Consider the following 26,770-nt stretch of genomic DNA (forward strand, 5'->3'; position numbering starts at 1 on the left):
GTCGGGCAACACCCGGTACGGGCAGCCGGTTGACCCGGATCCGGCCGGAGGGCAAGGCGTGCAGATCGCGGTCCTGGGGCCGTTGGTCGTGTGTCGCGACGGTGCGCCGGTGGACCCCGGCCGACGCAAGCAGCGACTGCTGCTGATCCGGCTGCTGCTCGCCGACAGCCACGCGGTCGCGTCGGAGACGCTGTGCGAGGACCTGTGGCAGGGGCGGCCCCCGGCTGTCGTGATGCCGTCCCTGCACGCGCATGTCAGCAAGCTGCGTGCGGTGCTGGAACCACGGCGACGCGGACCCGGACGCTTCGAGATCCTGGTGACCGAGCCCGCCGGGTACGTCCTGCGGGTGCCGCCGGAGAGCCGGGACACGGTCCGCTTCGCGGAGGCGGTCCTGCACGCCCGGCTGGACCTGGCGGCCGGCCGAGCCGCGGATGCGCTGGGGACCGTCGAGCGGGCACTGGGCATGTGGCGCGGTGCCGCCCTGGCCGACGCCACCGACCACGCATTCGCCGCGCCGGAGATCGCCCGACTGGAGGGTCTGCGGCAGAGCGCCGCCGAACTGCACGCCACCGCCTTGCTGCTGGACGGTCAGGTCCCGCGAGCGGTTTCCGCCGCCGAGCAGCTGACCGCCCGTCATCCCCTGCACGAGACCGGCTGGGCCCTGCTCCTGCGCGCCTTGTACCTGGCGGGCCGCCACCCCGAAGCGCTGTTGCGCTACGAAGACCTGCGACGGCACCTCGCCGACGAACTCGGCCTCGACCCCGGCCCAGAACTGCGCGCCCTCCACCACGGCATCCTCCACCACGACCTGCCGGTCCTCGCCCCGCCGCCGTCGCCGGGCACCCGTACGACGCCGCCGTCACCTGGTACCGGACGGGAGCGCTCCCAGCGCTCCCGTGCACCGTCGGCGGTGAGGACCGACGGGCCCGCGGCCCCCGGGGCGCCGATGCCGGAGAGCCACCCCTCATCGCCGGCGCGTCCGGCGCAGTTGCCCCACGACCTGGCGGTCTTCGCCGGCCGGGTGGCCGAGTCAGCCTGGATCTCCGCCACGCGCGACGTGCTGGACCGCCCGGGCCCGGGCACCGCCCGCGTCGTGGTCATCGGCGGGGCACCCGGAGTGGGCAAGACCACCTTCGCGGTCCACCATGCCCACCAGGTCGCCCACCTGTTCCCCGACGGTCAACTGTTCGTCAACCTGTGCGGCTTTCATCCCGATACGCCCGCCCTGGACCCCGCCCACGTCCTGCACGGCTTCCTCACCGCACTGGGTGTCCCCGCCGATCGGATCCCGGCGGACAGCACCGCCCGCACCGCCCTGTTCCGCAGCACGCTGACCGGGCGACGCATCCTCGTCGTCCTGGACAACGCCCGCGACGAGGAGCAGGTCCGGCCCCTGCTGCCGAACGGATCCGGCTGCCTGACCCTGGTCACCAGCCGCAGCCAGCTCGCCGGACTCATCGCCGGCAGCGGTGCGCGCCCCCTGACCCTCACGCTGCCCTCCGAAACGGAGGCCCACGAGATACTGGCCCGCCGCCTCGGGGACGAACGCCTGGAGGCCGAGCCGGACGCCACCACCGGGATCATCCGGCTGTGCGGGCACCTGCCCCTGGCGCTGGCCGTCATCGCGGCCCGTGCCGCCCTCAACCCCACCTTCCCCCTGAGCGCCATCGCCGACGACCTGCGCGCAACCGGCAGCCGCCTCGACGCCCTCACCGCCCTCGACGCCCACACCGATCCGCGCACCGTCTTCTCCTGGTCCTACCGGGCCCTCGACCGGTCCGCCGCCCGCCTCTTCCGCCTCATCGCCCTGCATCCCGGGCCCGACATCACCGCCCCCGCCGTCGCCAGCCTCGCCATGCTCCCCCTTCCCCGGGCCCGCCGCCTGCTCACCGAGCTGACCCAGGTCCGCCTCGTCGAACAGTCCCTGCCCGGCCGCTACGCCCTGCACGACCTGCTCCGCGACTACGCCGCCGAACTCACCGACGACCAGGACACCCCCGCCGAACGCCGTGACGCCACCATCCGCGTCCTGGACCACTACGCCTTCACCGGCCACGCCGGAAACCGGTTGCTGAACCACGAGCCGAAGCCCGTGGCGCCCGGTCCGCTCAGCCCCGGCACCGTCCCCGAACAGCTCGGGGACCACGAGCAGGTGGCGCGCTGGTTCACCGCCGAACAGCCGGTGCTGATCCGGTTGTTCCAGACCGCCGTCGCCCAGGGTCTCGACCGCAACGTCACCGACCTGGCCCGGGTGCTGAAGGAGCATCTGAACCGCCACGAACGCTGGTCGGAGGGCATCACCGTGCTGTCCCACGCCCTGGACTCCGCCCGCCGCCTGGGTGACCGCTTCGAGCAGGGGCGGTGTCTGCGCATGATGGGTGTCCTGCACGGCCAGCTGGGCCGACAGGGCGAGGCCATGAGCCGGCTGGACCTCTCAGCCGCTCACTTCGACTCCTCCGACGACCCGGAGGCCCTCATCGAGCAGGTCCGCACCCAGTACGCGGCCTCGTACGTGCTCGGTCTGCTGGGCCGCAACGAAGAAGCCCTGGCGCGGGCGGAGCGATCGCTGGAGCTGGCCCGGGCGACCGAGGACCCCCTGTGGATGTCCGACCCCCTGAACGCGGTGGCCACGTACCACACGCTCCTGGGCCGACCCGAACAGGGCATCGCCTACAGCAAGGAGGCCATCACGGTGTTCCGGAGTCTGGACGCACCGTGGCGGGAGGCGATGTGCTGGGACAGCCTGGGCCGTGCCTGTCACACCCTCGGCCGGCACCGGGAGGCGCTGGCCTCCCACCACCGGGCACTGGAGGTGTTCGAGGAGAGCCGCGACCGCAAACACGCGATCCGGTCGCTCATGTACATCGGCGACACCCATCTGGCCATGGGCGACCGAGAGGGCGCACGCGCGGCCTGGACCCGGGCCCTGGAAGACGCCGGCGGACCGGGGAGGGACGCTTTCGAAGGCCAGAAGGCCATCCGGGTCCGGCTCGCCGTCCTGAACGTGCCGGCAACCGGCGCGACCGAAGCATGAGACGTGAGACTGCGCCGGACCCGCACGCATGCCGGCGCGGGCGGGACGGCCACCGCGCTGCCGCATAGGTGAGGGCGGCCCTCGACAGCTGGTCCGTGCGGCGAACGGACACGTATCGACCGGACGCACGGGGGAACTGCCTGCGCGTTTCTCCAGCGGTCCTCACGAATCCGGGCAGGGCGGTCCGGGTAGGCCCGCCGCTCCGACTGCGCTGCTCGCCCATGGGCCGGGTGTACGCGGGTGCGCCGCCATGACAAGCGTGACGGCCCGACGCGGCAAGTGGACGACAAGGTTTGGTCAAGGTGTTCCGGAGAGCGTGGTCCTGCCTGCCCGCCTCCTGGCGGGAGACACATCACAGACTCACGGAACATGATTGGGCGCCACCTATGAACGGGACCATGGAAGCGGGGACCCGCACTCTCGCCCCCGGTCGGGCGCATGTCCCGCACACCGTGCCGGACGTCGACCGCGACACCTTCGTCCGGACTGTCTACGACCAGTACGGCCCGCTGCTGCTGCGGTACGCCGCCCGGCTGTTGGACGGCGACTGGCACAAGGCCGAGGACATCCTCCAGGAGACGGCGGCCCGGGCCTGGAAGCACGCCCGGTTGCTGGCTGCCCGCGACGAGCGCGTCCGGCCGTGGCTCTTCACCGTGGTCAGGAACCTGGTCGTCGACCATCACCGTGCTCGGCAGCTTCGGCCGCTCGACCTGCTGCCGGTCGAGGAGCTCCACGCCGTCTGGGAGGCTCCGGACACCGCGCTCACTCTCCACGTGGTGCTTGACGCACTGCAGGAGCTGAACGACCAGCAGCGGACGGTCATCAAGCTCATGTACTACCTGGAGTTCAGTGTCGCCCAGACCGCCGAGCACCTCGGCATCCCGGCCGGCACCGTCAAGAGTCGCGCCTTCTACGCCGTGCGCGCGCTCCGCAAGGCGCTGGAGGAGCGAGGTCTGGTCGGCGAGTAGCGAGGAGCGAGTAGTGCGAGGTGTCCCTCCGCGGTCGTGCCGGCTGGATCCGCAGGACGGTACGGACTCCTTCCGGGCTGGGAGATTTCAGGCGTGGCAAGTGAAGCCGATGTCGGAGGAATGGCTGTGCAGTGCGAGCAGACCAGGAAAGAGCTGGCCGTCCTGGCCCTGACCGGAGCGCGGGCAGGAGGGCTGGACGCTGCGAGCGCCGAGCATCTCGGCGGCTGTGCGAACTGCACGGCCGAACGGCAACGGCTCGCCGGTGTGACCCGGGTGCTCTCCCGTGTGGGCTTGAGCGCGTTCGAGGGTGTTGCGGCCCCCGAGGCCGGGGCCGCTGAGCCCGGATCCACCGGTTGAATGTCTGCCGGGGGTGGGGCCGGGAGCGAGGAGATGTCTTGTGACCTGCGAGGACGAGACTTCTCCACGGTTCCCTGAGCGGGCCCGGGCCTTGTGCGGCCTCCGGCCCGTCCGGCGCCGCACGGCCCTGGAGCCGGGGCCGTGCCTTCGGTGCCGGGCGGCTGCTTCAGGGGTTGATGACGTCGGAGGTCTTGAGGTTGTTGATCTTCTTCTGGTAGGCGTCCAGCTTGTCCGGGCAGTAGACCTTGACCACCTCGGCGCCGGCTTCCAGGATCAACCGGTCGGCGATGACCGGCCGCATGCCGGGGCCGCCGGCGCCGTTGGCGATCTGGACGAGCCACAGGCCCCGCCTCAGGTCCGAGTTGGGGTCTTCGCAGACCACGCCGCCGTCGGTGCCCAGGGTGTTGGCGATGTTGTTCGGGTTGCGGGCGGCGAAGCCCTTCGCGACGAGGGCCTCGTTCAGCTGGTTCGCCTTCCGGTAGGCCTCGTTGGTGTTCTTCTGCTGGGTGTACGTGAACAGTCCGATGATCATCATGGCGACCAGTACCACGATCGCGCCGATGTAGATCCACCGGTGCTGGGACCACATCCGGGTGGCGCTCATGCCGCTCCTCCGTCCACCGCGTCGGCGTCGGCGTCGGGCTGGCGCCAGCTGGGCTTGCGTGCCTTCAGGAAGCCGAACGGCATGATCACTCCGAGCAGCAGCAGGCCGCCGCCGACGATGCCGATGTAGGCCAGGTTGCTGCCGTTGCCGAACTGGGAGGAGGGGATGAACCCGATCACCATGGCCAGCGCCGAGGCGACGAAGCCGACGACGCAGAGCGTGGTGAGCAGCGGGGCGCGGTAGCCGCGGGGGTGGTCGGGCATCTTGCGGCGCAGCTGGATGGCGGCGAGGAACATCAGCAGGTACATGATCAGGTAGACCTGGGTGGTGATGACCGAGAAGATCCAGTAGACGCTGGACACGTTCGGGATCAGCGCGTACAGCAGGGCGATGACCGTCGTGAGCAGGCCCTGGGTGACCAGGATGTTCTGCTGGATGCCGTGCTTGTTGAGCTTCTGCAGGAACGGCGGGAGGTAGCCCTCCTGGCGGGAGATCAGCAGCAGGCCCTTGGAGGGGCCGGCGAGCCAGGTGAGCATGCCGCCGAGCGAGGCGGCGCACAGGGCGAAGGCGACGATCGGGACCAGCCAGCCGATGTGGAAGTACTGGAAGAAGGCGTCGAAGGCCTGCATGACACCGGCGGTGAGGCTGAGCTGGTCGGCCGGGATGACCCAGCTGATGGCCAGGGCCGGCAGGATGAAGATCAGCAGCACCATGCCCATGGCCAGGAACATCGACTTCGGGAACTCCTTGGCCGGGTTGCGCAGCTTGTTGACGTGGACCGCGTTCATCTCCATGCCGGAGTAGCTGAGGAAGTTGTTCACGATGAGCACCAGGCTGGCGATGCCGGTCCACTGGGGGAAGATGTGCGAGGAGTCCATCGGTGCGGCGGAGGCGTTGCCCTGCCCGAGGAAGACGAACCCGAGCAGGACCAGCAGCACACCGGGGATCAGCGTCCCGATGATCAGGCCCCCGGAGGCCAGTCCCGCGACGGCGTTGGTGCCGCGGGAGGACACCCAGACGCCGGTCCAGTACAGGACGACGATGACGATCGCCGTGTAGAGGCCGTTGCTGGCCAGCGCCGGGTTGATCACGTAGGAGATCGTGCTGGCCACGAAGGCCAGCAGGCTGGGGTAGTAGAAGATCGTCATGGCGAACTGGCACCAGACGGCGAGGAAGGCCAGTGGCTTCGACAGGCCCTGCGCGACCCAGTTGTAGACGCCGCCGCTCCACCCGGAGGCCAGCTCCGCCGACACCAGGGCGGTGGGCAGCAGGAACACGACCGCGGGCAGCAGGTAGAGGAAGACGCAGGCGAGGCCGTACACGGCCATGGTGGGCGCGGCCCGCAGGCTCGCCACCGAACTGGTCGTCATGAACGCCAGCGTCAGCCAGCTGATCTTCTGCGGCGTGGCTGCGGCGGCGACCGCGCCGGCGGCCCTCGCCCTGGCCGGCCGGCCGTCGGCTGGTACGTCCCCAGCACTCATCAGGCGCCACCTCGTCCCGTTCGTCCGCGCGTCCGTCGCGCCACATTCGATCTTCGCCATCCGCCGGCGCTCCGGCCTCCCGGGTTACGCCGTCCGGTGGGGATCGCGCCTTCGGCGCCCGGCCCGCGCCGCGGCGCCGTCCCTTCGGGCCACCCCGGGGACGACCGGCGGCAGGGGTGGCCGGGCGGAAGCCTCGCGCCCGCCTTCGTGTGTCGGTTGCGCGGGGCCCGCGGGTGTTGACGTCGTTGGCCTCGGAGGTGTGGATGCACTCGCTGATCCGCACCGCTCACGCCGATCGCCGAGGCCACCGCGGCCCACGCTGCCCGTACCGGCCCGGCCCGCGATGCTCTGTGGTCAGGTGTCCGTGTTCTTGGGGACGAGGGTGTTCTCGTTGGTGTGGCCGGCTTCGAAGTCGTGGATGTTGCGGGCGGTGGCGTCGATGATCTGGCCGACGGCGGTGCGGGTGAAGTAGGCCTGGTGGCTGGTGACGAGGACCTGGGGGAAGGTGACGAGGCGGGCGAGGGTGTCGTCGCTGATGCCTTCGACGGAGCGGTCGTAGAAGAAGACGCCGGTTTCCTCCTCGTAGACGTCGAGGCCGACGCCGGAGAGTTTGCCGGCGCGCAGGGTCTCGACGAGGGCGGCGGTGTCGACGAGGCCGCCCCGGCTGGAGTTGATGAGGATGGCGTCGTTCTTCATCAGGGCGAGGGCGGCGGTGTCGACGAGGTGGTGGGTGGCGGGGAGCAGGGGGACGTGAAGGCTGATGAGGTCGCTGGTGGCGAAGAGTTCCTCGCGTTCGACGTATTCCATGCCGAGTTCGAGGCAGGCGGGGTTGGGGGCGATGTCCCAGCCGATGAGGCGGGTGCCGAAGCCGTGGGCGATGCGGGCGAAGCACTCGCCGATCTTGCCGGTGCCGACGACGCCGATGGTCATGCCGTGGATGTCGCGGCCCATCAGTCCGTCGAGGCGGAAGTCGAACTCGCGGGAGCGGTTCGCGGCCCGGGTCAGCCGGCGGTTCACGGCCAGTGCCAGGGTCCAAGCGTGTTCAGCAACGGCGTAAGGGCTGTAGTAGGAGACCCGGGCGACGGTGAGGCCGAGCCGGGCGGCGGCGTCCAGGTCGATGTTGTTGAAGCCGGTGGAACGCTGGGCGATCAGCTTCGTCCCGCCGTCGGCGAGGACGGCGAGGGTCTCGGCGTCCAGGACGTCGTTGACGCTGCTGCTGACGACGGTGTGGCCGACGGCGAGCGGGGCGGTGTCCCGGTTGAGGAACACGGCCAGGCTGCGCAGTGCGTGCCGTTCGGCGAAGGCCTGCTCCAGCAGGGGCCGCTCATCTTCCTGGACGCCGTACGCGAGGATCTCCATGCCGTCACCGTAGCCAGGCCGGTGCGGGGGAGGGGGGAGGGCTCGCCGCACAGGGCGGGGCGCGTCGCGCGATCCGCGCGGGGAGGAAATGCTCGGCGGCACCCCCCCTACGGCAGTGGCTTCCGACGGCTCCGGCCCCCGGGAAGTGGATCCCGGGGGCCGGAGCCGTACGAGGCGAAGCGGGGTGGGCCGGGTGGCGTCAGATGACGGTCTCGGCTTCGAGGTAGCGCTCCGGCGGGACGGTCTTCAGCTCGGCGACGGCCTCGGCGAGCGGCACCAGGTTGATGTCGGTGCCCTGCAGGGCGGTGATGTGGCCGAAGGCGCCCTTGTGGACGGCCTCGACGGCGTGCCAGCCGAAGCGGGTGGCGAGCACGCGGTCGTACGCGGTGGGGGTGCCGCCGCGCTGGGTGTGGCCGAGGATGACCGGCTTGGCCTCCTTGCCGAGGCGGTGCTCCAGCTCGCGGGAGAGCTGGTTGGCGACACCGGTGAAGCGCTCGTGACCGTAGATGTCCTTCACGCCCTCCTCCCAGTGCATGGTGCCGGGCTCGGGCTTGGCACCCTCGGCGCACACCACGATCGCGAACTTCTTGTTGCGGTCGAAGCGCTCGCGGACGACGGCGGTGAGCCGGTCGATGTGGAAGGGGCGCTCGGGCACCACGATGGCGTGGGCGCCGGCGGCCATGCCCGCGTGCAGGGCGATCCAGCCGGTGTGGCGGCCCATGAGCTCGACGACCATGACGCGTTGGTGCGACTCGGCCGTGGTCTTGAGCCGGTCGAGGGCGTCGGTCGCGACCGAGACGGCGGTGTCGAAACCGAACGTCACGTCCGTGCAGGCGATGTCGTTGTCGATGGTCTTCGGCACGCCGACGACGGGGACCCCGCCGTCGCTCATCAGCTTGGCCGCCTTGAGGGTGCCCTCGCCGCCGATCGGGATGACCGCGTCGATCCCGAGGTCCTCGCAGTGCTTCTTGGCGCGCTCGACGCCGTCGCGCAGGTGGCTGGGCTGGACGCGCGAGGAGCCCAGGATCGTGCCGCCCTGGGCGAGGATGCCACTCACGGAGTCGAGGGTCAGAGGGCGATGGACGCCCTCGAGAAGGCCGCGCCAGCCGTCCTGGAAGCCGATGATCTCGTCGCCGTGGTCGACTACCCCCCGGTGGACCACGGAGCGGATCACAGCGTTCAGGCCGGGGCAGTCACCGCCGCTGGTCAGCACACCAATACGCATTGCTTTGCAACTCCCGAGCAGAACCGAGGAACGGCCGGACTACCAGGCTGGGACCACGCAGTCACCGTAGCGTTCCGCTCCCGCGCCGGGGTGGCGCGGAGGTGGCCGAGAGGTGAAGCGCTGATCGGATCGAGCGATTCCGCTCGAAGGCGATCACGAGGTCGAGCATATAGCGGGCCCCTGTGTCCGGCCGGACAGGAACCGACACGGCAGCGGCGCCATCGGCGCTCCCGTGGAATGCTGCCGGCTGCCGAAGAGGGTGTGCGGCCAGCTTCCCTATTGTCGTACGTATTCGATTGTCGGTGGGCCGGGTGCCCGCGATGCGGTCACCCGGCCCCCGTGGACCGGTGCTACGCGGGCTGGCGGGTCGAGGCGATCCGCTCCGCGCGCAGCGCGTCGTACCAGGTGGTGTCGACCGGCGGCAGCGCGCTGACGTCCAGCGCGAGCTTGATCAGCATGTCCGCGACGGCGGGGTTGCGGGCCATCACGGGGCCGTGCAGGTAGGTGCCGAAGACGGTGTCCCGCCAGGCGCCCTCCGTGCCGTCCCCGGTGCCGTTGCCGCCGCCCACGGCCACCTGCGCGAGCGGGGAGACGCCCTCGCCGAGGTGGGTGATGCCCTGGTGGTTCTCGAAGCCGGTGAGCTGCGGCAGGTTCAGCCGCGGATCCACGTCGGCGAGCACGTCGCCCACGTTGCGGGCGCCCTCGCCGCGGGTGCTCCAGACGTCGAGCAGGCCGAGGCCGGGCTCGCGCTCGCCGATGTCGTTGATGAACTCGTGGCCGAGGATCTGGTAGCCGGCGCAGACCGAGAAGATGATCGCACCGTTCTCGGACGCCCGGACCAGCCCGGTGTCCTGGCGCAGCCGCTCGGCGGCCAGCCGCTGCGGACGGTCCTCGCCGCCGCCGATCAGGTAGATGTCACCACTGGTCGGCACGGCCTGGTCGGACCGGACGTCGATCCGGGTCACCCCCAGCCCGCGCTGGCGGGCGCGGCGCTCCACGACCAGGGCGTTGCCCCGGTCGCCGTAGGTGCTGAGCAGGTCCGGGTAGACCCAGACCAGCCGCAGGCTGCTCTCACTCATCCTCGAAGGCCTTCCGTTCGGCCCGGTGCCCGGGCCGGTTCCTGGAGTCGTCATCAGCCCGCCACGACCTTCCTGAGCTGCTGGAAAGCGGTGTAGTTGGCGATCGCCTCGATCCGCCCGGGGGGCGCCATCCGGACAGCCTGCTCCAGCGAGTCCACCACGTGGAACTGCAGCCCGGCGACCTCCAGGCGCACCGCGAGGTCCAGCTTGCGCTGGCCCATCACGAACACCGGGTGCCCGGCGAGCCGCTCGTAGTCGACGTCCCACAGCCAGGAGGTGTCGGTGCCGTCGGCGTCCATCGCGTTCACCGAGAGGAACACCGGGGTCGGCGGCCCGTCGATCAGGGAGAAGGTCTCCAGCCAGCCGGCCGGGTTCTTCGCCAGCAGAAGCCTGATGTCGCGGCCCTGGTACTGGACGACGTCGTAGCGGCCGGCCACGGCGGTGACCGCGCGCATCCGGTCCAGCGCGACCTGCGGGGGCACGCCGAACACGGCGGCCACGGCGGCCGAGCTGGTCGCGTTGGCGAGGTTGGCCCGGCCGGGCAGCTGGAGCTGGATCGGCCAGGCGCCGCGCTGCGGGTCGACCACGTGGGTGCCCTGGAGGGCCCAGTGCGGGTTGGGCCGGCGGAAGCCGCAGTCCTGGCAGAACCAGTCGTCGCCGGGGCGCTGCATCACGCCGCCGCAGGCGGGGCAGGACCAGGCGTCCTCCTTCCAGGCCTGTCCGGCGGCCACCCAGACCACCTTCTTGCAGGAGGAGGCGGCCCAGGTCACCAGCGGGTCGTCCGCGTTGGCGATGATGACGGCTTCGGAGTCCTTGAGGCCCTCGCGCCACTTCTCGGCCATCATCCGGGTCTCGGCCGCGCGGTCGAGCTGGTCGCGGGAGAGGTTGAGCAGGGCGATCGCCTTCGGCCGGGTGTCGCGGGCGACCCCGGCGAGGTACTTCTCGTCGACCTCGATCACGCCGAACCGGGCGTCCGAGCCGCCCGCCAGGGCGGAGGTGATGCCGGCCGGCATGTTGGCGCCGAGCGCGTTGGAGACGACCGGGCCGGCGGCCCCCAGGGCCTCGGCGATCAGCCGGGTCGTGGTGGTCTTGCCGTTGGTGGCGCTGACCAGGATGACGTCGAGGTGGTCGGCGAGGGTGGCGAGCAGATCGGGGTCGAGCCTGAGGGCGATCTTGCCGCCGATGACCGAGCCGCTGCCGCGGCCGGCCTTGCGTGAGACGGCGGCGGCCACCCGGCCGGCCGTGACGGCGATCTTGGCGCGGGCGGGCAGCGAGGCGTCGCGCGCGCCTGTGGCCTCCGTTTCGGTGCCTGCCATGCTCAGTGGTTCCTCCTTGCTGCGGCACCGCCCGGGGGCCGGTCAACGGACCGTCGGGCGGCGGGGACGGCCCCAGCCTACCGACTCCCAGGCCCGGGACCGAGCCCCGCACCCGGCACTGCCTGCCGGGATTGCCGGGATTGAGCCCTGACGGCCCCTCGGACGGCGGCTGTGGTACGCCCGTCGGAGGCACCGGACCCGGGTGCCGGGGGAGCCGCCCCGCGCGGGCCCGGCCACGGCGACCGGTGCGACCAGGCTTTCCCCCGGGATGCCCCTCGTCACCGGTCGCCCTCACCTTCTCTCCCCTTACTCACACCTGCCCGTCACCGGACGACGCAGTGGTGCCGCGCCGCTCGGTGGGGGGCGTGATCTGCGTCACCGTCCGGAGTCGTGAGCCGGAGCCGGGACGCGGGCAGGCCGCTGCCCCGCGCCGGGGACGGGCGCGGGGCAGCGGGTGAGGGTGCGAGGAGACGTTCGGGGTGAGTGGCCGGATCAGCGGCCGGGGCGGCTGGGCCAGGGGGCGGGCAGTTCGGCGGAGGCCTCGGCGAGGTGCGCGGTGATCACCAGGGTGCCGTCCTCGACCTGGTAGTCGAGCGGGGCGGACAGCTTGCGCATGGTGGCGATCAGCCCGGTGTTGGACGCCTGCGTGATGGCGTACACGCTCTCGATCCCGGCCTCCAGGGCGAGCGCCGACATCCGCCGCATCAGGTCGAGCCCGAGCCCGCGGCGCTGCCAGGCGTCCTCGACCAGGACGGCGACCTCCGCGCTGGCGTCGTCCCACATCAGGTGCCCGAGGGCGACGATCTGCCCGTCGGCGGCCTCGACGGTGAGGGTCTGGCCGTGCCGGGCGTCGAGCAGGTGGTCGAGGTAGCGCTCGGCGTCGCCGACCGGGCCGTGGTAGCGCTTGCGCAGGGTGTCGGTGGAGCAGCGCCGGTGCATGGCCAGCGCGGCCTCCTTGTCACCGGCGTCGGCCCGGCGGACGGTCAGGTCGGCGCCGGCGGGCAGCGTCAGCCGTGCCGTGACCTGCGGGACGCGCGGGCCGAGCAGGGTGTCCAGCTCCACCAGGGCCTGGGCCCGGGCGAACTCGGTCGGGGTGAACGGCAGGTGCGGGCGGGTCAGCTCGATCAGGTCCCCGGAGGGGGCGGGCAGCCGCATCACGTGGCCGTCCACGCCGGCCGTCGCCCGCTTCCCGGCGCCGGGGAACTGGCGGATCGTGCACCGGCCGAACAGCTGGCGCAGGGCGATCGGCAGCTCGGCGGCGTCCAGCGCGGTGCGGGTGGCGAGCGCCAGCACGTGCGTGGGGACGTCGACCAGGTCGTGCGCGTCGGCCGGGTCCGTCCAGATGTCGTGGCCGCCGGCCGAGGCCACCGTGCGGGTCAGCTCGGCCCGGCTGAGGGTCAGCGGGGCGCGGACCAGGAACTCGTCGACGGTGCCGGTCGGCAGCGGGTGCGACTGCATCGAGATGATGTTGACGTGCTGCGCCGCGAACGCGGTGCACACCCGGGCCAGGCTGCCGGGGGAGTCCTCGACGGTGGTGCGGACCCGCCAGAGCGTGGTCTGCTCGAAGTCGTGCAGCGGGCCCTTCAGCTCCGCCTGCTCCGCCGGGTCGGCGGTGGGCGGTGCGGCGCCCTCGGGCGACGGCGGCGGCCCGTGCAGGTGGCGGTGTGCCCACCAGGTGTGGAACAGCGCCGTGGCGAGCAGGACGGTCGCCGAGGCGGCGAGGACGAGCGGGCCGTCGGGGCCGTGCACCACGATCTTGGCCACCAGGTCGGCGGCGGTGACCGAGAGGAAGATCGCGGCGAGCTCGACGGAGTCGCGACGCCAGCGGTGGATTCTGGCGCCGCGCCGGGTCGCGCGGGAGGTCGTCGGGGTGAGGGATCGGCCGTTCGTCAGATGTTCCATGCCACGATGTTGCCGGTCCGGTGTTTCACGATCACGAATCCCCCGTGACCTGTGGGTAAATGTCTTCCCGGACCATTCGCACGCGCACTCGATCATTTCCGCGGCGATTCCGGCCCGTTTCCACGGGCCGGAATCCGCGCCGGTTCAGTTGGCGGCAGGACGACCCGTCAGGCCGGCTCCGGCGGCGACGACTTCGGAGACCAGCAGTGCGAGGTCGGCCTCCGTGGTGGCGGCGTTCAGCAGGCACGCCCGGAGCATCTCGCGGCCCTCCAGCAGCGCCCCGGTGACGAACACCCGCCCGCGCAGCTGGACGGCCACCGGCAGCTCGCGGTTGACGGTGTTCACCGCCTCCTCGTCCAGGCCGGGAGCGCGGTACCGGAACGCCACGATCGAGGTCTGCACGGGCGCCAGCAGCTCCAGCTCCGGCGCCGCCTCCACCAGCTCGCCGAGCCGGCGGGCCAGCGCGGTGCAGCGGGAGATGTCGTCCGCGATGCCCTGGCGGCCACGGTGGGCGATGGTCGCCCAGACCTTCAGCGAGCGGAAGGGGCGGGTCTGCTCCATGCCGTACTCGGAGAACCAGCCGAGCGAACCGGCCGCCTCGTCGCGCAGGTAGGAGGGGACGAGGCTGAAGGTGCCGCGCAGCTCGTCGGTGTCGCGCACCAGCGCGCAGCCGCAGTCCACCGGGACGCCGAGCCACTTGTGCGGGTCGAGGGCGAGCGAGTCGGCGCGCTCCAGGCCCGCGTAGCGGTGCGCGACGGCCGGGTCGAGCACGCCGAAGGCGCCGTAGGCCCCGTCCACGTGCATCCACAGTTCCTGCTCGGCGCAGAGGTCCGCGATGGGGCCGAAGGCGTCCACGGCGCCGGTGCCGACGGTGCCGGCCGAGGCGACGACCAGGAAGGGCAGCAGCCCGTCCGCGCGGTCCCGGGCGACGGCGGCCCGCAGCGCGTCGATGTCGAGCAGGCCGTCCGGGCCGGTCGCCACCGTCCGCAGGTGCCTGCTGCCCAGGCCCAGCAGTTCGGCGGCCTTGCGGACGCAGGAGTGGGTCTCGCCGGTGGCGTACGCGACCAGTGGCGGCATGCCCGCGAGGCCGTCCTCACGGACGTCCCAGCCGGCCCGGCGGGCGGCGCGGCCCCGGGCGGCGGCCAGGCAGACGATGGTCGCCATCGAGGTGCCGGAGGTCAGCAGGCCGCCGCCGGCCGGGTGCGGGAAGCCGACCAGCTCGGCGATCCAGCGCACGACGGCCCGCTCCAGGTGGACGTCCGCGTGGTCGCCGCCGGCCGAGCTGGGGTTCATCGCGGACGCGGCCAGGGTGGCGAGCACCCCGGCCGGGGCGGGGGCGGAGTTGACCCAGCCGAAGAAGCGCGGGTTGCCGTTGCCCATCGGGGCGGGCATCACCTGTTCGCCGATGAAGTCCAGCAGGCCGGCCAGCGGCACGCCGTCCTCGGGCAGCGGCGCGTCGAGCAGCGCCTGCCGGTCGGACGGGTCCATCGGCTGCCAGACCGGGCGCTCGGACAGGCCGGCGAGGTAGTCGGAGACCAGGTCGGCGGCGCTGTGGGCGGCGGCGCGGAAGTCGTCGGGTGCGGCGGGGGAGGCGGCGGGGCTCATATGGTGCTGCTCCAGCAGGTGGGGGCCTGACGGCGCGGCGTCCTCGGCGCACCTGGATGCCCCGATCCTACGGGGCGCGGGGAGTGCGGTGAACGCTGAGAGGCCCCCGCCGTCCGATGAGCGGACGGCGGGGGCCTCCCTGGGCGGGCCGGGTCAGTCGAGGGTGCTGGAGAGCCCGGCGGCGGAGCGGCAGTAGCCCTGCATCTCCTTGTTGGTGATCTTGGCGCAGAGCCGGCCGGCCGCACCGCCGTCCGTGTAGTTGACGGTGTAGTAGCTGACCAGGCCCTCCGCGCAGTTCTTGCGCTGCGAGGCGTCGGCGGCCGTCGCGCACTGCTGGGCGGCCCAGTCCTCGCGGTCCAGGTTGTACTTCATGGTGCGCGAGCCCACCCCGCGGCTGCAGTCGGCGGTGCCGCCGCTCGCCTTGGCGTTCAGGCACCACTTGAGGGCGTCCGCGAAGGCCTCGGGGTGGTTGGCGTAGTCGTGCGAGCTGAGGTAGTAGGTCGGCGCGTAGAAGAAGCAGGCCGACTGGAACAGGGCCGGCTGCTCGGGGCACGGGTACAGCGGCTCGGCGGCGATCTTGTCGGCGGGCAGGTTCGCCTTCGCCTTCTCGTCCTCCTCGTCCGGGCCGAAGAGCTGCATGAACAGGCCCTCCGAGCAGCGGATCCGGTTGGTGTCGGAGGTGAACTTGTTGCACAGCGCGCGGGCCGCGGTGACGTCCTGCTTGGCGACGAACATCGTGCCGTGGCCCACGCCGTGGATGCAGGCGCCCTTGTTGGCGGGCGCGCAGAGCTTGAGGAGGTCGACCTCGGGCTGCTTGGAGGCGTTCAGCATCTCCTCGACCGCGCCGTGCAGGTAGCCGGCGGCGCAGGTCTCGTGCGGGAAGGAGATGACCTTCTGGAAGTCCTCGTTGTAGCGCTTGACGGCCTGGTGCCCCAGCTCGTGCGCGATCGGGTGGCAGAACCGCACGGTGTACGGCTGCTCCTTGGTGATCCGGTCCAGATCGGCCAGTGCGACGCCCGGGTCGGTCTTCTCCATCTCGGCCATCATCTTGTTCCGCAGCGTGCTGCGGGTCCAGACGGCCGGGTCGCCGGTGGGGGTCGCCGAGGCGGCGGTGGCCGGCGGCGCCGCGCTGCCGGCCGACGGTGCGGCGGGGAGCGCCGGGGCGGCCGAGGTGGCGGCCGGGGTCCAGTCGGTGACGGCCACCGACCCCAGGCCCAGGACCCCGAGCAGGAAGGCGGTGAGAATCGCGAATACTCGCGGTTGCATGGTGTTGATCCCCCGGCGGATCTAGACGGACGGTTCGTCCCCCATCCTGACGGACCCGGATCGGCAACCCTGGTTTCTGACCACCATTCGGGAGATGTCGGCGACGCTACCGCACATCGCACCGGGCCCTTGACACGCCCTCGGCCCGTGCGGCACAGGGCCTGTACGCGTCAGGCCGGCTCCGGCGGCCGGTGCGGCCGGGTGCTCCGAATGGCGGCGGGCCGGCGCCGGCGCCGCCGAGCCCTCCCGAACGGCGCCCGATCAGGCCGTTGAGCTGAATGTCTGAAGATCTGCCCGATTTCGGGCAGGATCTTTGATTCCGCTCCGGCCGCCGCCTAGGCTCCCCACTCGTGTCCAGCTCAACGCACCCCCACGAGGACCTGCTCGCCCACCTCACCCGCACCAGCCCGCTCGGGCCGCGGGAGGCAGCGCGGGTCGTCGCGGAGGTGCTGGCGTACTTCTCCGAGAGCACCGAGGAGTACGTCCGCCGCCGGCACGGTGAGCTGCAGGCACGCGGACTCACCAACGAGAAGATCTTCGCCCGGCTGGCCGACGAGCTGCCGGCGCGCCGGGTCGCGGCCCCCGAGCTGTCGGCCCGTCAGCTGCGCCGGATCGTCTACGGCTGAGCCGGCACCTCCCTCCCACCCTCTCCCTCCACCCGATCCGATTCACGAGGAGCCAGCGACCCATGTGCGGAATCGTTGCCTACATCGGCCCCAAGGACGCGACCCCCTTCCTGCTGGAGGGCCTGCAGCGGCTTGAGTACCGCGGCTACGACTCCGCCGGCGTCGCCGTCAGCGGCCGCACCGGCGGTCTCAAGCTGCGCAAGGTCAAGGGCAGGGTCGCCGACCTCGCCGCCGCCGTACCCGCCCGCTTCAAGGGCACCACCGGCATCGGCCACACCCGCTGGGCCACCCACGGCGAGCCCAGCGACGCCAACGCGCACCCGCACCTGGACAACTCCGAGCGCATCGCCGTCGTCCACAACGGCATCATCGAGAACGCCGACGAGCTGCGGGCCAAGCTCACCGCCGACGGCGTGACGTTCCTGTCCGAGACGGACACCGAGGTGCTCGCCCACCTCATCGCCGCGCACGCCACCGAGGGCACCGAGCTGGAGGACGCCGTCCGCGCCGCCCTCGGCAAGGTCGTCGGCACCTACGGCATCGCCGTCCTCGACGCCGAGCAGCCCGACCGGATCGTGGTCGCCCGCAACGGCAGCCCGATCGTGCTCGGCATCGGCGAGAAGGAGATGTTCGTCGCCTCGGACGTCTCCGCGCTCGTCCGCTACACCCGCCAGGTCGTCCACCTGGAGGACGGCGAGCTCGCGACCGTGCGCGCCGACGGCTTCCGCACCTTCACCGAGGACGCCCGCACCACGCACCGCCAGCCGTCCACCGTCGACTGGGAGATCGACTCCTACGACACCGCCGGCTACGAGCACTTCCTGCTCAAGGAGATCAACGAGCAGCCCGGCTCGGTCGAGCGCACCCTCAGCGGCCGCCTCGACGAGCGCTTCGCCACCGCGCACCTCGGCGGCCTCAACCTCGACGCCCGCGAGCTGCGCGAGATCCGCCGGGTGAAGATCCTCGGCTGCGGCTCCGCCTACTACGCCGGCGAGATGGGCGCCCAGCTGATCGAGGAGCTGTCCCGGATCCCCGCGCACAGCGAGCCCGCCTCCGAGTTCCGCTACCGCAACCCCGTCATCGAGGCCGACACCCTGTACGTCGCGGTCAGCCAGTCCGGCGAGACCTACGACACGCTCGCCGCCGTCCAGGAGATCAAGCGCAAGGGCGGCCGCGTCCTCGGCGTCGTCAACACCGTCGGCAGCGCGATCGCGCGCGAGTGCGACGGCGGCATCTACCTGCACGCCGGGCCCGAGATCTCGGTCGCCTCGACCAAGGCGTTCACCTCCACCGTGGTCGCCTTCGCGCTGCTCGCCCTGCACTTCGGCCGGATCCACGACCTGTCGCCCGCCGACGGCCGGCGCATCGTGGCCGGCCTCAAGGCACTGCCCGGCCAGATCCGGGAGATCCTGGAGAACGACGGGGAGATCGCCAAGCTCGCCCAGGAGTACGCCGAGTGCGAGGGCATGATGTTCATCGGCCGGGTGCGCGGCTTCCCGGTCGCCCGCGAGGGCGCGCAGAAGCTGAAGGAGATCAGCTACGTCCACGCCGAGGCGTACCCCGCCAGCGAGCTGAAGCACGGCCCGCTCGCACTGATCAACCCCGAGCTGCCCACCGTCGCGCTCGTGCCCGACGACGAACTGCTCGACAAGAACCTCACCACCCTCGGTGAGATCAAGGCCCGCGCCGGCCGCGTCATCGCGGTCGCCCACCGCACCCCCGACGCCCGGCTCGCCGACGCCTGCATCCTCATCCCCAAGAGCGAGCCCGAGCTCGACCCGCTGCTCCTCAACATCCCGCTGCAGCTGTTCGCCTACCACGCCGCCGTCGCCCTCGGCCGGGACGTCGACAAGCCGCGCAACCTCGCCAAGAGCGTCACCGTGGAGTAACCCGGCCCGGTGCAGCGGGCCGTCCGGTCCGCTGCACCAGGGCATGACGTATCGTCAGCCTGCTGATCCACAACGGTGGAGCGCGACGAACGGGAGACTGCGGTGCGATTCGGAATCATCGGTACGGGGACGGTCGGCCGGACCCTGGCGGACAAGCTGGTCTCCCTCGGTCACGAGGTGACGGTCGGCTCGCGGACGAAGGACAACACCGCCGCCGGGGCCTGGGCCGAGAAGGCCGGCCCGCTCGGGCACGGCGGCACCTTCGCCGACGCCGCCGCCTTCGGCGAGGTGGTCATCAACGCCACGGCCGGCACCGTCTCGCTCAAGGCCCTGCGGGCGGCCGGGGCCGACACCCTCGCCGGGAAGGTCCTGGTCGACGTCTCCAACCCGCTGGTCTTCTCGGCGGAGGGCGAGGTCAGCCTCGACCCGGTGTGTACCGACAGCGTCGCCGAGCAGATCCAGCGGGAGTTCCCGCAGGCCCGGGTGGTGAAGGCGCTGAACACGATGAGCGCCCCCGTGATGGTGGAACCGGGCCGGGTGCCGGGGGAGCACAACGCCTTCGTCGCGGGCGACGACCCCGACGCGAAGGCCGTGGTCACCGCCCTGCTGGAGGAGTTCGGCTGGCCGGCCGGGTCGGTGCTGGACCTCGGCGACGTCAAGGGGGCCCGCGGGATGGAGATGCTCATGCCGTTCTGGCTCCGGCTGATGGGCCACTTCGGCAGTACCGACTTCAACTACTCCCTCCGGTCGGCCGGCTGAGCCGCCGGTTCTCCCGGCCCGGCCCCCCGGCGTACCGTTGCCAAGGGGGCCGGTGCCGCGACCGGGAGCCGCGGCCGAGGAACGAGCGAGGTCCCGATGAACGAGCAGCAGCCCGAGCCGTACCAGGCGCTCCGCGAGGACTGGCAGACCGCCGTGGCCGTCGTCGCCCACCCCGACGACATGGAGTACGGCGCGGCCGCCGCGGTGGCCCGCTGGACCTCACAGGGCAGACGGGTGGTCTACGTGATGGTCACCAGTGGCGAGGCCGGCATCGACTCGCTGCCCCCCGAGCGGTGCCGCCCCGTCCGCGAGGCCGAGCAGGTCGCCTCGGCGGCCCTGGTCGGCGTGCACGAGGTGGAGTTCCTCGGCCATCCGGACGGCGTGCTGGAACACGGGCTGACGCTGCGCCGCGACATCGCGCGGGTGATCCGCCGGCACCGCCCGGAGATCGTCCTCACCACCAACTTCCGGGACACCTACGGCGGCGTCATGCCCAACCAGGCCGACCACATCGCCACCGGCCGCGCCACCCTGGACGCCGTCCGTGACGCGGGGAACCGCTGGGTCTTTCCCGACCTGGTCGACGAGGGGCACCAGCCCTGGGACGGAGTGCGCGAACTCTGGGCGGCCGGCTCCCCGGACGCCCGGCACGCGGTGGACACCACGGACTTCTTCGACGTCGGGGTGGCCTCGCTGCGGGCCCACAAGGCGTACCTGGAGGGGCTCGGCGGCGACATGGCGAACGCGGCGGACTTCCTGGAGGGCTTCGCCCGCGCCGCCGGCACCCGGCTGGGCGTGCGGTACGCCTCGTCGTTCGAGGTGCTGCCGTTCAGCTTCGGCTGACGGGGCCGGCCGGGTGCCGCGGCCGCTACCGGCGGGCCCGCCGGCGCAGCACCTGGTGCACGGCCAGGGCGGCGACGACGACACCGAGCGCCACCAGCAGCCACAGCTGGTAGCGCACCACACGCTCGTACACGGTGCCGATGTTGGCGCCCGCGAGATAGCCGAAGGCCGACCAGACACCGACCCACAGCACCGCGCCGAGGACGTTGAAGAAGGTGAAGCGGCGCGCGTCCATGCCGGTGGTGCCGGCGATGATGCCGTTGGCCTGGCGCAGCCCGTCCACGAAGCGGGCCACCGTGACGACCTTGCCGCCGTGCCGGTCGAAGAAGCCGTCCGCGCGTTCCATCCGGGCCGGCGTGAGCAGCACGTAGCTGCCCCAGCGGTGGACGAAGGCCCGGCCGCCGGTGCGCCCGATGACGTAGCCGAGGGTGTTCCCGGCGATCGCGGCGACGAGGGCGATGACGATCACGGCGGCGAGGTTCAGGTGCCCCGTACCGGCGTAGACGGCCGCCAGCACCAGGATGGTCTGGCCGGGCGCGGGGATGCCGCAGTTGTCGAGCAGCACGAAGGCGGCCAGCGCCGGGTAGCCGTAGTGCTCCAGCAGCGGGGCCAGGCCGTCCAGCGGGCCGGGCAGCGGCGCGGACACGCTAGTGGTCCGTCCCGCGCCGGGCGGGCGCGGGACGGACGGTGCGCGTCAGCTGATCTTCTTGCTGTGCTCGACGACGGTGTCCGGTCCCGGGTAGACGAGCCCCTCGTGGCCGTCCTCGAAGGACACCAGGTACGGCGGCTCCCCGTTGGGGCCGCGGACCTCGGTGATCTCGCCCGTGCGGTCCGCCATGCCCACCGACCTGCTGTGGATGTGGAGCTGGTCACCTACCGCTGCATGCACGATCTGCTCCTTAGGTAGTGACGGCCCTCGTGCCGCCGACAGGCAGGCCGCCGCGCCCGGGCCGGCCGGGCCGCCGGCAGCCGTCCTGCTTCCACTGTGCTGCCGGCCGGGCCGGCCCGCAACGCTTCGGTGCCGCTGGTCAGGCGCCCGCGGGCCGGTCCGAGAGGTAGCCGCGGAGCAGGCGCTTGCATTCGGCGATCAGCACGGGGTCGCCGTCGGGGTCGCTGCGGAAGGCGAGTTTGAGGACGGCGTCCGCCGACTCCAGCGCCACCCGCAGGACCACCGGGCCGCCCGGCCGCCCGGCCCGGTCGGTGAACAGGTCGCCGCCGAGGGCCTGCAGCCGCACCGCCACGGTCGCGTTGTTGTCGAGTGTCGTGTCCAGCAGGTGCCGGTCGTCGAGGACGCCCGTCGGGCTCGGGTCGACCAGGCCGAAGTCGACCTGCCCGAATCCGGGTACGGCCCGCTTCATGGCGACGAACTCCTCCACCGCGAGGTCGACGAAGCCGGGCACGCCCGGCGGGGCCTCGGCCTCCAGCCGGCGGGCGAGACGCTCCAGGTAGCGCTCCAGGTTCCGGGCGGCCAGGGCGGCGAGCAGGCTCTCCTTGCCGGCGAAGAACTGGTAGAGCGTGCCGATCGGCACCTGGGCCCGCTGGGCCACCGCCTTGGTGGTCAGGGCGGTGGCGCCGACCTCGTCCAGCAGGCTCGCGCAGGCGTCGAGGATGCGCTCGTACCGTTCCTGGCTGCGCTGCTGCACCGGACGTCGCCGGGGAGCGGTGCTCGGCCCGCCGAGCTGCCCGACCGGGTCCCGGTGGTCCGTGTCCGCGCTCATGGCCACACTGTGCCGCATCCGGCGTTCCCCGGGCGAATCACCGGCGCGGGCGCCGCCGCGGGTACCCGTTCCGGCCCGGGGTGACGGCGCCGCCGGGTACCGGCATCCGGACGATCGCCGACGGGGCCGGTCCGGAGGGCCTAGGCTGTGCCTCGCAGTCGGTTCGCCCTGCCAGCCAGGCAGGCGCGTCGCAAGAGGGAACCCGGTGTGAATCCGGGACTGCCCCGCAGCGGTGAATGGGAACGACCGCCGTCACATGCACTGGGCCCCAGCAGGGGCCCGGGAAGCGACGGCCAGTAGGTGTCCGCCCTTCCAGGGCGGGTGTGCCCATGAGTCCGAAGACCTGCCACTGCCCGCGTGCACCCCGCACGCGGTGATCTCGGTGACCTCGTGGGCGGGTCGGCGGAGCGGGCGGGCACATCCTGGTGCCGCGCCCCCACTGCTGTGTTCCTTCGCGCCCCCGTGCTCTCCCGGGATCGCAACGCGACTCGCGAAGGAGAGTTCCGTGTCATCGAGTTCCACCACCCCGCAGTCCGGTACCCCGCAGCCGCAGCCCGGCGCTCGTCCGTCGGCCACCCCGCAGTCCACCGTGTACGGCTACCCGAGGCAGGGCCCGAACCGGGAGCTGAAGAAGGCGGTCGAGGGCTACTGGGCCGGTCGGGTCGACGCCGACGCCCTGCGGGCCACCGCCGCGGGCCTGCGGCGCGACAACTGGCACCGGCTGGCCGAGGCCGGCGTCACCGAACTGCCCACCGGCGACTTCTCGTTGTACGACCACGTGCTGGACGCCACGGTCGCCGTCGGCGCGATCCCGCCGCGCCACCGGGCCGCCGTCGACGCCGATCCGCTGGACGGCTACTTCGCCATGGCCCGCGGCACCCAGGACGCCGCACCGCTGGAGATGACCAAGTGGTTCGACACCAACTACCACTACCTGGTGCCCGAGTTGGGGCCGGACACGGTCTTCGCCGCGAACTCCGCCAAGGCCGTCTCCGAACTGCGTGAGGCCCTGGCGCTGGGCCACCGCGCCCGCCCGGTGCTGGTCGGCCCGCTGACCTACCTGCTGCTCGCCAAGCCCGCTCCCGGCGTCGGCGCCGACTTCCAGCCGCTCACCCTGCTCGACCGGCTGCTGCCCGTCTACGCCGAACTGCTCGCGGACCTGCGCGCGGCCGGCGCCGACTGGGTCCAGCTCGACGAGCCCGCCCTCGTCCAGGACCGCAGCCCGGCCGAACTGAGCGCCGCCGCAAGGGTCTTGCGCGAGCTCGGTGCGCTCACCGCCCGGCCGAGCATCCTGGTCGCCACCTACTTCGACCGCGCCGGCGAGGCGCTGAAAGTCCTCGCCAAGGCCCCCGTCGAGGGCGTCGGCCTGGACTTCACCGGCCCCGGCGCCGCCAACCTGGACGACCTCGCGGCCGTCGGCGGCCTCCCCGGCAAGCGCCTGGTCGCAGGCGTGGTGGACGGCCGCAACATCTGGATCAACGACCTGGAGAAGTCGCTGACCACCCTGGCCACCCTGCTCGGCCTGGCCGACCGGGTGGACGTCGCCCCCTCCTGCTCCCTGCTGCACGTCCCGCTCGACGCCGGCGCCGAGCGCGACCTCGACCCGCAGGTGGCGCGCTGGCTGGCCTTCGCCCGGCAGAAGACCGGTGAGATCACCACCCTCGCCCGGGGCCTGCGCGAGGGCACCCACGCGATCACCGCCGAACTCGCCGCCAACCGGGCCGACCTGGCCTCCCGCGCCGCCTCCGCCCTCACCCACGACCCGGCCGTCCGTGCCCGCGCGGCAGCCACCACCGCCGGGGACGCCCGCCGCCTCCAGGCCTACCCCGAGCGCGCCGTCGCCCAGCGGGCCCGGCTGAACCTACCGCTGCTGCCGACCACCACCATCGGCTCCTTCCCGCAGACCACGGAGCTGCGCACCGCCCGCGCCGACCTGCGGGCCGGCCGGATCGACGGCGGCACCTACCAGGACCGGATGCGCGCCGAGGTCCGTGAGGTCATCGCCTACCAGGAGAAGGCCGGCCTCGACGTCCTGGTGCACGGCGAGCCCGAACGCAACGACATGGTCCAGTACTTCGCCGAACAGCTCACCGGCTACCTGGCCACCCAGCAGGGCTGGGTGCAGTCCTACGGCACCCGCTACGTCCGCCCGCCCGTGCTGGCCGGCGATCTCTCCCGCCCGCACCCGATGACCGTCGACTGGTACCGCTACGCCCAGGACCTGACGAGCCGTCCGGTCAAGGGCATGCTCACCGGCCCCGTCACGATGCTCGCCTGGTCCTTCGTCCGCGACGACCAGCCGATCGCCGACACCGCCCGCCAGGTCGCCCTCGCCCTGCGCGACGAGGTGAACGACCTGGAGGCGGCCGGCGCCGCCGTCATCCAGGTGGACGAGCCCGCCCTGCGCGAGACCCTGCCGCTGCGCGCCGCCGACCGGCCCGCGTACCTGGCGTGGGCCACCGAGGCGTTCCGGCTCAGCACCTCCGGGGTCCGCGCGGACACCCAGGTCCACACCCACATGTGCTACGCCGAGTTCGGCGAGATCATGACCGCGATCGACGAGCTCGACGCCGACGTGATCTCCCTGGAGGCGGCCCGCTCGCACATGCAGGTCGCCCACGAGCTGGCCGAGGCCGGCTACCCGCGCGAGGTCGGCCCCGGCATCTACGACATCCACTCGCCCCGGGTGCCGAGCACCGCGGAGGCCGCCGCCCTGCTGCGCGCCGCCCTCGCCGCCATCCCGGCGGCGCGGCTCTGGGTCAACCCCGACTGCGGCCTGAAGACCCGCGGCTGGCCCGAGACCCGCGCCTCGCTGGAGCACCTGGTCGCCGCGGCCCGCGAGGTCCGCGCGGAGCCGGCCGGCTGACGCCACCGTGCCGGGCGGGTGTGACCCCGTGATCACCCGCCCGGCGCGGCCGGGCCCGGTGCGGGGCCATGACCTGGGCCGATCCTCCCGGGCCCGGACGCCTGCCCGCAGGGTCACCGCGCCGTGCCCGGATCCTGTACCCGTAGAGTTGGATAGGCATACCTTACGGAGATCCGGACGTGTTCGGCCGGGAAGTCAGCAGGGCAGGAGTGGGATGGTGGACGACGGCCGGGACGCGAGGCGCCCGCACGGCGAGCTCGTCGCGGATGTGCTGGCGGTCCTGTGGGCGGCCGGGGGGCCGATGACCCCGCAGCAGGTCAACGCATCGCTGGGCCGGGGCCTGGCCAGGACGACCGTGGCGACCATCCTGATCCGCCTCCACGAGAAGGGGACGCTCGTGCGGATCCGCTCGGGGCGGGGCTTCGCCTACCTGGCGGCGGACGACGCAGCCGGGCTGGCCGCCGGGCGGATGCGCCGGGAGCTGGAGGGCGATCCGAGCCGGGAGCTGGTGCTGAAGCGGTTCGTGTCCTCGCTCTCCGAGGGTGACGAGGACGTCCTGCGCCGTCTCCTGCTGGAATCCGAGGGCCCCGGGGAGCGTGCGTGACCCTGGTCCTGGCCCTCGTCGTGCTGGCCCTGCTGCTGCCCTGGGGCGCGGCGCCGGCGGCCCGCCGCCTGGCGGGCGTCCTTCCGCCGCGCGAGGCGTGCGCCGTCCTCACCGGGGCGGCGGTCCTGCTCGCGGGCGGCACCGTGGCGGCGTTGGCCGGACTGTTCCACGTGCCGTTCCTCGCCCATCTGGAACACCTGCCCGTGTCGCGGGTGGCGGCCGCGTGGCCGGCCGCCCTGCCGGTCGCCGGTGCGGCCGGGGTGGTGCTGGCAGCGCAGTCGGTGGTGGTGGTGCGCCGCTGGCGCGAGCAGCGTTCCGTGCTGGCGCGCGCCTGGGCGTCGACGGCGGACGCGGTGCCCGAGGGCGACCTGCTGGTGGTGCCGAGTGACGCCCCGGACGCGTTCGCCCTGCCCGCGCTGCGCCGGCGCGGCGGACGGGTCGTCGTGACGCAGGGGATGCTCCGGGCACTGGGCCCGGCGGAACGCGAAGTCCTGCTCGCCCACGAGCGGGCCCATCTCACGGGCCGCCACCACCTGATGTCCGTCGCCGCCCACCTGGCGGCCGGGGTGCACCCGGCCCTGCGCGGCCTGCGCCCGGCCCTGGACTTCCACCTGGAGCGCTGGGCGGACGAGGAGGCCTGCGCCTCGTCCGGTGACCGTCGGCTGGCCGCGGCCGCGATCGCGCGCGCGGCGCTGGCCGGAGCCTCGGCCGCGCGGGAGGGCGGAAGCCGCAGGCTGCTGCTGTCGGTGAGCACGGGGCCGGTCCCGCAGCGGGTCGAAGCCCTGCTCGGGCCCCGGCCGGTCCGGCCCGTCGCCCGCTCGGCGCGGGCGGCCGTCGCCGGGCTCCTGACGCTGGTGGCGGTATCGGCCCTGTCCGCGCCGGCGCTGGCGTACGGGCTGCACGAGTACGTCGAGTTCGCCGCCGAGGCGGTGCGGGGCCGCTGATCCGTCCGAGTGACGACATCGATGTAGACCGATCGCTGATCGGCAGGTACGGTAAGCCTCGGATTGCTTCGCGCACCTGCCGGCGCGGAGCACTGCGTACGAACGGGCCCGTGTGTGCACCGTGCCCGGAGCACGACGGCGGGCACGGCCGGAGGGCCTCGCGTGGCCCCGGCCGGAGGTGGTGCCGCCCTCCCCAGCGATTGGACGTGGTGTGTACGAAAGGGGACAGGGCTCGTCGACGCCCTCCGAGCAGGTGATCCATCTCCTGTCCGCGGCGGCCGCGGCGGCGGACGCGCTGCTGGGGGAGCGCCTGAGGGACCGTGGG

At 72.7% G+C, this 26,770-nt stretch carries 21 protein-coding genes and 1 riboswitch; of the genes, 9 read left to right on the forward strand and 12 right to left on the reverse strand.

Annotated elements, in window-relative coordinates; all coding sequences use genetic code 11:
• Nucleotides 1–109: 109 nt before the first annotated feature.
• Both ACFUK0_RS05890 and ACFUK0_RS05895 read left to right on the forward strand, forming a co-directional pair.
• Nucleotides 110–3,034 carry a BTAD domain-containing putative transcriptional regulator gene (locus ACFUK0_RS05890; RefSeq protein WP_380246814.1) on the forward strand — a complete coding sequence of 975 codons (2,925 nt, stop codon included), beginning with the start codon at nucleotides 110–112 and terminating at the stop codon, nucleotides 3,032–3,034.
• Nucleotides 3,035–3,432: 398 nt separating this feature from the next.
• Nucleotides 3,433–4,002 (forward strand): sigma-70 family RNA polymerase sigma factor, encoded by a 570-nt coding sequence (locus tag ACFUK0_RS05895; protein WP_380246815.1) that lies wholly within the window; start codon nucleotides 3,433–3,435, stop codon nucleotides 4,000–4,002.
• A gap of 523 nt (nucleotides 4,003–4,525) precedes the next feature.
• Here the strand turns inward: ACFUK0_RS05895 and ACFUK0_RS05900 are convergent.
• The 9 genes from ACFUK0_RS05900 to ACFUK0_RS05940 form a co-directional block, all read right to left on the reverse strand.
• Nucleotides 4,526–4,963, reverse strand: coding sequence for a hypothetical protein (locus tag ACFUK0_RS05900; RefSeq protein ID WP_380246816.1), 438 nt, complete (start codon nucleotides 4,961–4,963; stop codon nucleotides 4,526–4,528).
• On the reverse strand, nucleotides 4,960–6,444 hold the full coding sequence (locus ACFUK0_RS05905) for an APC family permease (protein ID WP_380246817.1): 1,485 nt from the start codon (nucleotides 6,442–6,444) through the stop codon (nucleotides 4,960–4,962). The genes ACFUK0_RS05900 and ACFUK0_RS05905 overlap by 4 nt, the downstream gene beginning before the upstream one ends.
• A gap of 354 nt (nucleotides 6,445–6,798) precedes the next feature.
• Entirely contained in the window at nucleotides 6,799–7,803 is a 1,005-nt protein-coding gene (locus ACFUK0_RS05910; protein ID WP_380246818.1) for a 2-hydroxyacid dehydrogenase, read from the reverse strand.
• Nucleotides 7,804–8,002: 199 nt separating this feature from the next.
• The gene (locus ACFUK0_RS05915; RefSeq protein WP_380246819.1) at nucleotides 8,003–9,028 is read right to left on the reverse strand and encodes a 6-phosphofructokinase; all 1,026 of its coding nucleotides are present in this window, start codon (nucleotides 9,026–9,028) and stop codon (nucleotides 8,003–8,005) included.
• 350 nt (nucleotides 9,029–9,378) lie between these two features.
• Nucleotides 9,379–10,107 carry a type 1 glutamine amidotransferase gene (locus ACFUK0_RS05920; RefSeq protein ID WP_380246820.1) on the reverse strand — a complete coding sequence of 243 codons (729 nt, stop codon included), beginning with the start codon at nucleotides 10,105–10,107 and terminating at the stop codon, nucleotides 9,379–9,381.
• 53 nt (nucleotides 10,108–10,160) lie between these two features.
• Nucleotides 10,161–11,423 carry a MurT ligase domain-containing protein gene (locus ACFUK0_RS05925; RefSeq protein ID WP_380246821.1) on the reverse strand — a complete coding sequence of 421 codons (1,263 nt, stop codon included), beginning with the start codon at nucleotides 11,421–11,423 and terminating at the stop codon, nucleotides 10,161–10,163.
• A 492-nt stretch (nucleotides 11,424–11,915) separates the two neighbouring features.
• Nucleotides 11,916–13,325, reverse strand: coding sequence for a GNAT family N-acetyltransferase (locus ACFUK0_RS05930; RefSeq protein ID WP_380246822.1), 1,410 nt, complete (start codon nucleotides 13,323–13,325; stop codon nucleotides 11,916–11,918).
• Nucleotides 13,326–13,469: 144 nt separating this feature from the next.
• Nucleotides 13,470–14,930: a pyridoxal phosphate-dependent decarboxylase family protein gene (locus tag ACFUK0_RS05935; protein WP_380246823.1), complete on the reverse strand. Its 1,461-nt coding sequence runs from the start codon at nucleotides 14,928–14,930 to the stop codon at nucleotides 13,470–13,472.
• 153 nt (nucleotides 14,931–15,083) lie between these two features.
• Nucleotides 15,084–16,196, reverse strand: coding sequence for a hypothetical protein (locus ACFUK0_RS05940; protein ID WP_380246824.1), 1,113 nt, complete (start codon nucleotides 16,194–16,196; stop codon nucleotides 15,084–15,086).
• 350 nt (nucleotides 16,197–16,546) lie between these two features.
• Between ACFUK0_RS05940 and ACFUK0_RS05945 the strand changes: the two genes are divergently transcribed.
• The 4 genes from ACFUK0_RS05945 (at nucleotide 16,547) to ACFUK0_RS05960 (ending at nucleotide 20,313) form a co-directional block, all read left to right on the forward strand.
• Nucleotides 16,547–16,822 (forward strand): hypothetical protein, encoded by a 276-nt coding sequence (locus ACFUK0_RS05945; protein WP_380246825.1) that lies wholly within the window; start codon nucleotides 16,547–16,549, stop codon nucleotides 16,820–16,822.
• Between the two features lie 62 nt (nucleotides 16,823–16,884).
• On the forward strand, nucleotides 16,885–18,711 hold the full coding sequence (glmS, locus tag ACFUK0_RS05950; protein WP_380246826.1) for a glutamine--fructose-6-phosphate transaminase (isomerizing): 1,827 nt from the start codon (nucleotides 16,885–16,887) through the stop codon (nucleotides 18,709–18,711).
• A gap of 102 nt (nucleotides 18,712–18,813) precedes the next feature.
• Nucleotides 18,814–19,470 carry an NADPH-dependent F420 reductase gene (locus tag ACFUK0_RS05955; protein WP_380246827.1) on the forward strand — a complete coding sequence of 219 codons (657 nt, stop codon included), beginning with the start codon at nucleotides 18,814–18,816 and terminating at the stop codon, nucleotides 19,468–19,470.
• Nucleotides 19,471–19,566: 96 nt separating this feature from the next.
• Nucleotides 19,567–20,313: a PIG-L deacetylase family protein gene (locus ACFUK0_RS05960; RefSeq protein ID WP_380246828.1), complete on the forward strand. Its 747-nt coding sequence runs from the start codon at nucleotides 19,567–19,569 to the stop codon at nucleotides 20,311–20,313.
• 25 nt (nucleotides 20,314–20,338) lie between these two features.
• Here the strand turns inward: ACFUK0_RS05960 and ACFUK0_RS05965 are convergent, their stop codons facing one another.
• The 3 genes from ACFUK0_RS05965 to ACFUK0_RS05975 all read right to left on the reverse strand — a co-directional run bounded on the left by ACFUK0_RS05965 (nucleotide 20,339) and on the right by ACFUK0_RS05975 (nucleotide 22,031).
• Nucleotides 20,339–20,959, reverse strand: coding sequence for a DedA family protein (locus ACFUK0_RS05965; RefSeq protein ID WP_380246829.1), 621 nt, complete (start codon nucleotides 20,957–20,959; stop codon nucleotides 20,339–20,341).
• 48 nt (nucleotides 20,960–21,007) lie between these two features.
• Nucleotides 21,008–21,202, reverse strand: coding sequence for a DUF1918 domain-containing protein (locus tag ACFUK0_RS05970; protein ID WP_380246830.1), 195 nt, complete (start codon nucleotides 21,200–21,202; stop codon nucleotides 21,008–21,010).
• A gap of 139 nt (nucleotides 21,203–21,341) precedes the next feature.
• Nucleotides 21,342–22,031 carry a TetR family transcriptional regulator gene (locus ACFUK0_RS05975; RefSeq protein WP_380246831.1) on the reverse strand — a complete coding sequence of 230 codons (690 nt, stop codon included), beginning with the start codon at nucleotides 22,029–22,031 and terminating at the stop codon, nucleotides 21,342–21,344.
• Nucleotides 22,032–22,173: 142 nt separating this feature from the next.
• Nucleotides 22,174–22,397: riboswitch (cobalamin riboswitch) on the forward strand.
• 223 nt (nucleotides 22,398–22,620) lie between these two features.
• Here ACFUK0_RS05975 and metE point away from each other — a divergent pair.
• The 3 genes from metE to ACFUK0_RS05990 all read left to right on the forward strand — a co-directional run bounded on the left by metE (nucleotide 22,621) and on the right by ACFUK0_RS05990 (nucleotide 26,445).
• Complete coding sequence (gene metE, locus ACFUK0_RS05980) at nucleotides 22,621–24,897, forward strand: 5-methyltetrahydropteroyltriglutamate--homocysteine S-methyltransferase (protein WP_380246877.1); 2,277 nt, start codon at nucleotides 22,621–22,623, stop codon at nucleotides 24,895–24,897.
• Between the two features lie 214 nt (nucleotides 24,898–25,111).
• On the forward strand, nucleotides 25,112–25,501 hold the full coding sequence (locus ACFUK0_RS05985) for a BlaI/MecI/CopY family transcriptional regulator (protein ID WP_380246832.1): 390 nt from the start codon (nucleotides 25,112–25,114) through the stop codon (nucleotides 25,499–25,501).
• Nucleotides 25,498–26,445 carry a M48 family metalloprotease gene (locus ACFUK0_RS05990; RefSeq protein ID WP_380246833.1) on the forward strand — a complete coding sequence of 316 codons (948 nt, stop codon included), beginning with the start codon at nucleotides 25,498–25,500 and terminating at the stop codon, nucleotides 26,443–26,445. Before ACFUK0_RS05985 ends, ACFUK0_RS05990 begins: the two co-directional genes overlap by 4 nt.
• Nucleotides 26,446–26,770: the final 325 nt, after the last annotated feature.

This window comes from Kitasatospora sp. NPDC057223, assembly GCF_042669755.1.
In the GTDB taxonomy this organism is placed as follows: domain Bacteria; phylum Actinomycetota; class Actinomycetes; order Streptomycetales; family Streptomycetaceae; genus Kitasatospora.

Coding starts and splice junctions, on each gene's coding strand:
- ACFUK0_RS05935 (WP_380246823.1), bottom strand. CDS start 14,930: ATGAGCCCCGCCGCCTCCCCCGCCGCACCCGACGACTTCCGCGCCGCC.
- glmS (WP_380246826.1), top strand. CDS start 16,885: ATGTGCGGAATCGTTGCCTACATCGGCCCCAAGGACGCGACCCCCTTC.
- ACFUK0_RS05985 (WP_380246832.1), top strand. CDS start 25,112: ATGGTGGACGACGGCCGGGACGCGAGGCGCCCGCACGGCGAGCTCGTC.
- ACFUK0_RS05910 (WP_380246818.1), bottom strand. CDS start 7,803: ATGGAGATCCTCGCGTACGGCGTCCAGGAAGATGAGCGGCCCCTGCTG.
- ACFUK0_RS05940 (WP_380246824.1), bottom strand. CDS start 16,196: ATGCAACCGCGAGTATTCGCGATTCTCACCGCCTTCCTGCTCGGGGTC.
- ACFUK0_RS05915 (WP_380246819.1), bottom strand. CDS start 9,028: ATGCGTATTGGTGTGCTGACCAGCGGCGGTGACTGCCCCGGCCTGAAC.
- ACFUK0_RS05925 (WP_380246821.1), bottom strand. CDS start 11,423: ATGGCAGGCACCGAAACGGAGGCCACAGGCGCGCGCGACGCCTCGCTG.
- ACFUK0_RS05930 (WP_380246822.1), bottom strand. CDS start 13,325: ATGGAACATCTGACGAACGGCCGATCCCTCACCCCGACGACCTCCCGC.
- ACFUK0_RS05920 (WP_380246820.1), bottom strand. CDS start 10,107: ATGAGTGAGAGCAGCCTGCGGCTGGTCTGGGTCTACCCGGACCTGCTC.
- ACFUK0_RS05900 (WP_380246816.1), bottom strand. CDS start 4,963: ATGAGCGCCACCCGGATGTGGTCCCAGCACCGGTGGATCTACATCGGC.
- ACFUK0_RS05905 (WP_380246817.1), bottom strand. CDS start 6,444: ATGAGTGCTGGGGACGTACCAGCCGACGGCCGGCCGGCCAGGGCGAGG.
- ACFUK0_RS05895 (WP_380246815.1), top strand. CDS start 3,433: ATGGAAGCGGGGACCCGCACTCTCGCCCCCGGTCGGGCGCATGTCCCG.
- ACFUK0_RS05975 (WP_380246831.1), bottom strand. CDS start 22,031: ATGAGCGCGGACACGGACCACCGGGACCCGGTCGGGCAGCTCGGCGGG.
- ACFUK0_RS05960 (WP_380246828.1), top strand. CDS start 19,567: ATGAACGAGCAGCAGCCCGAGCCGTACCAGGCGCTCCGCGAGGACTGG.